We start from the raw sequence: 3,300 nt of genomic DNA, 5'->3' as shown, positions 1-3,300 counted from the left end.
TGTGGCACCGGCTTGGCCGGTGATCGCGGGGCAAGCCCGCTCCCACGCTGGGCTATGAAAATCCGCTCCCACGCCAGCCCCTGTTGACTGCCATCCCCAAAACGGAAGCGGCACCTGACCACCGCCGCCTCCAATAAAAACGAGAGAGGCTACAACCGTGATCGACGCCCTGAACCACTTGCCGCGCCCCCGGGCCGGCGCCGACCAGCTGGCCGAGGCCTTCAGCGACCTTGCGCCCCCGCTCACTGCCCGCCAGGCCGCCGTCGAAAGCGCACGCTGCCTGTACTGCTACGACGCACCGTGCGTCAACGCCTGCCCCAGCGAAATCGACATCCCCTCGTTCATCCACCGCATCAGTGACGAGAACCTGCAAGGCGCTGCCGAGCGTATCCTTGCGGCCAACATCCTGGGCGGCAGTTGCGCCCGGGTGTGCCCCACCGAGATCCTCTGCCAGCAGGCCTGTGTGCGCAACAACGCCCAGGAATGTGCGCCGGTGCTGATCGGCCAGTTACAGCGCTACGCCCTGGACAACGCGCACTTCACCGCTCACCCGTTCCAGCGCGCGCCGGCCACCGGCAAGCGCATCGCCGTGGTGGGTGCCGGCCCTGCCGGGCTGTCCTGCGCCCATCGCCTGGCCATGCACGGCCACGACGTGGTGATCTTCGAAGCGCGAGAGAAAGCCGGCGGCCTCAACGAATACGGCATCGCCCGCTACAAGCTGGTGGACGACTACGCCCAGCGCGAAGTGGAGTTTCTGCTGGGCATCGGTGGCATTGAGATCCGCCACGGCCAACGGCTGGGCAGCAATCTGTCGTTGACCGAGCTGCACGGCCAGTACCATGCCGTGTTCCTCGGCCTGGGGCTGGATGCCGTGCGTCAGCTGGGCCTGGCGGATGAAGAAGCCCCCGGCCTGCTGGCCGCCACCGCATACATCCGCGAACTGCGCCAGGCCGACGACCTCAGCCAACTGCCGTTGGCCGACCGCTGCCTGGTGATCGGCGCCGGCAACACCGCCATCGACATGGCGGTGCAGATGAGCCGCCTGGGCGCGCGCGACGTCAACCTGGTGTACCGCCGGGGCGAGGCCGACATGAGCGCCACCGGCCATGAACAGGAGATCGCCAAGCACAATCAGGTGCGCCTGCACACCTGGGCACGGCCGGATGCTGTGTTGCTCGATGACTCAGGCCGAGTGCGCGGTATGCGCTTCGTGCGCACCCAGCTGGTCGATGGCCGCCTCGACGACACCGGCGAGACTTTCGAACTGACCGCCGACGCGATCTTCAAGGCCATCGGCCAACGTTTCGACGACGCCAGCATCAGCGACCCGCTGGCCGCGCAACTGGCCCGCGATGGCGAGCGCATACGCGTCGACGGGCACCTGCAGACCAGCCTGCCGGGCATCTATGCCGGCGGTGACTGCACCGCACTGGGCCAGGACCTCACCGTCCAGGCCGTGCAGCACGGCAAGCTGGCCGCCGAAGCCATCCATGCCCAACTCATGCTCAACGTGGAGGCTGCGTAAATGGCCGACTTGTCCATCGTATTCGCCGGTATCAAGGCGCCCAACCCCTTCTGGCTGGCCTCGGCGCCACCCACCGACAAGGCCTACAACGTGGTCCGCGCCTTCGAGGCGGGCTGGGGCGGGGTGGTATGGAAAACCTTGGGTGAGGACCCGGCAGCGGTCAACGTGTCGTCGCGCTACTCGGCGCACTACGGCGCCAACCGCGTGGTGCAGGGCATCAACAACATCGAGCTGATCACCGACCGTTCGCTGGAGATCAACCTGCGTGAAATCACCCAGGTGAAGAAGGACTGGCCCGACCGGGCGCTGGTGGTGTCGCTGATGGTGCCGTGCGTCGAGGAGTCCTGGAAATTCATCCTGCCGTTGGTGGAGGCCACCGGTGCCGACGGCATCGAACTCAACTTCGGCTGCCCCCACGGCATGCCCGAGCGCGGCATGGGGGCTGCGGTCGGCCAGGTACCCGAGTACGTCGAGCAGGTCACCCGTTGGTGCAAGATCCATTGCTCGCTGCCGGTGATCGTCAAGCTCACCCCCAACATCACCGACATTCGCCAGGCAGCGCGGGCGGCCCATCGTGGCGGCGCGGACGCGGTGTCGCTGATCAACACCATCAACTCGATCACCAGCGTCGACCTCGACCGCATGGTGGCCCATCCGATCGTTGGCGATCAGAGTACTCACGGTGGCTATTGCGGTTCGGCGGTCAAACCCATCGCCCTGAACATGGTCGCCGAGATCGCCCGCGACCCCGAGACTCGGGGCCTGCCGATCTGCGGTATCGGCGGCATCGGCAATTGGCGCGACGCGGCCGAATTCATGGCCCTGGGCAGTGGCGCGGTACAGGTGTGCACGGCGGCGATGCTGCATGGTTTTCGCATCGTCGAGGACATGCAGGACGGCCTGGCGCGCTGGATGGACCAGCATGGCCACCGCAACCTGGACGCTTTCCGTGGCCAGGCGGTGGGGCATACCACCGACTGGAAGTACCTGGACATCAACTACAAGTCGGTGGCGCATATCGACCAGGCCGCCTGCATCGGCTGCGGGCGCTGCCATATCGCCTGCGAAGACACCTCGCACCAGGCCATCGCCAGCACGCTCAAGGCCGACGGCACTCATGCTTACAGCGTGATCGAGGAAGAGTGCGTGGGCTGCAACCTGTGCCAGATCACCTGCCCGGTGGAAAGCTGCATCGACATGCAGGCGCAAGACACCGGCAAGCCGTACATGAACTGGACCCAGGATCCGCGCAATCCCTACCGTGAGGTGGGTTGAACAGGGGCTTTCACATGGGTTTCGCCAAGGCTGGCAACCATGGCCTCACAGGAATACTTGGCCCGAAACAAACTGTGGGAGCGGGTTTACCCGCGAAGCGCCGCGCGGGCGGCGCTCGATCTTGAGAGCGCAGCACCTCTATCGCCCTGCGCCTAGTAGTCCACATGCGATTCCAAGACAGGCCCTTGGGCGTCACATCGCTGGCCCTGGGTGATCAGGATTGGGTAATGGCCACCAAGTGCATGGCGGGATATTGGGTGAAGGCCACCAGGTGCCTGCCGGTGTTTTTGCAGCGCCTATGAGATCGAGCGCCGCGTGTTTTTGCAGCGCCTATGAGATCGAGCGCCGCCCGCGCGGCGCATCGCGGGGCAAGCCCGCTCCCACATTTGTTTCGGGCCAGTCTCTCCTGAGCCATCACCTGGTCCGCCTTGTTGGTACGACGCGGTTTTGGCGTGGTCGCTAACGCTGCATCACATGACTCAAGACATGCGCCAAGGCGG

Annotated in this window: 2 protein-coding genes; both read left to right on the top strand. The window is 65.6% G+C overall.

Features of this window, described 5'->3' with window-relative positions; translation table 11 throughout:
- Positions 1 to 157 precede the first annotated feature (157 nt).
- On the top strand, positions 158 to 1,525 hold the full coding sequence (locus ACO6VM_RS27425; RefSeq protein WP_401060427.1) for an NAD(P)-dependent oxidoreductase: 1,368 nt from the start codon (positions 158 to 160) through the stop codon (positions 1,523 to 1,525).
- A complete protein-coding gene (gene preA / locus ACO6VM_RS27420) occupies positions 1,526 to 2,800 on the top strand; it encodes an NAD-dependent dihydropyrimidine dehydrogenase subunit PreA (protein WP_110994707.1) in 1,275 nt (424 codons plus the stop codon).
- The last annotated feature ends 500 nt before the right edge of the window (positions 2,801 to 3,300 follow it).

The sequence above is a fragment of the Pseudomonas sp. GZD-209 genome (genome assembly GCF_049310485.1).
Taxonomy (GTDB): domain Bacteria; phylum Pseudomonadota; class Gammaproteobacteria; order Pseudomonadales; family Pseudomonadaceae; genus Aquipseudomonas; species Aquipseudomonas sichuanensis.
Note: the sequence above shows the minus strand (reverse complement) of the source record. Positions and strands in the feature narration are given on the sequence as shown.